This is a genomic window from Viridibacillus soli (genome assembly GCF_016612995.1).
Taxonomy (GTDB): Bacteria; Bacillota; Bacilli; order Bacillales_A; family Planococcaceae; genus Viridibacillus; species Viridibacillus soli.
Window position 1 is genome coordinate 1 of record NZ_JAEOAH010000092.1, and the last position, 890, is coordinate 890.

1 protein-coding gene is annotated in these 890 nt (G+C 42.7%); it reads right to left on the bottom strand.

Annotated features, from left to right (window positions below; translation table 11 throughout):
- A partial coding sequence (locus JFL43_RS22130; protein WP_325166731.1) for an IS701 family transposase occupies positions 1-859 on the bottom strand: 859 nt, incomplete at its 3' end.
- Positions 860-890: the final 31 nt, after the last annotated feature.

Consider the following 890-nt stretch of genomic DNA (forward strand, 5'->3'; position numbering starts at 1 on the left):
CGTAGACGAACTCTATAATGCTCTCGAATTTTTTTGTTCTGGCAATATGTATGGCAAAGGTAAAAGGTGTGTCGTACAAATAACCAAGAAATAGATACGCAAACTGTACAAGAATCCAGTAACGTTGAATCGCTTGTGCACTGCGGATTTGCGCCCCGTTGAAACCGAGGCGTCCTTTCACTTGTTTAAAGTACGTTTCGATCGACCAACGATGGCTATAATACGTAAGAATTTGTTCCGTTGTCAGCTCTGTATCTGTACTCAAAAAACAGCGCATATTCTTTGGCTCCATCGATGCTGCCTGAGGCCAACACAGAAGTACGACACCGTTTTCAATATCATTCAAGGCACCTTCATAACGATACACGCGATACGTTTCTCCACCAATCGTCACGAGATCAGTGTCCTCTTTTTGGATATGCATTGCGAATTGTTTGGCTTGAATTCGGATACCTTGTGGATACAAAATACGGTTCGTTTTGAGTGCGCCGATGACATGTGTGCCTTTTGAGAGCGCAGCTTCAATGATCGTGCGCGACGTATACCAACTATCACATAATAAATACGTTGGCTGTTTGAATTGTGGCAGTTGGTTCATCATGTCTAATGAAAGTTGAATTTTACTGTCGGTTATTTCTTTATCAAATAATCTAAAATCATAAGGATACGCATGTTGCCCTGATTTTAGCATCAGTTGCACAACTTGATGCCCCCAAACACTTTTCCCATCGGTGTGCAAGAAATGATAACCGCAGCTTTCAGTTGGATGGGTTGCCCGTGACGAAGGCTTGGTTTTCTTGGCAATCGTGTCGTCAAGTAAAAGAAATACAGGCTCATCTTCGGCGATCTTTTGCCGCACGTATTTTTGGGATTGTCGTAGAAGATAGGCT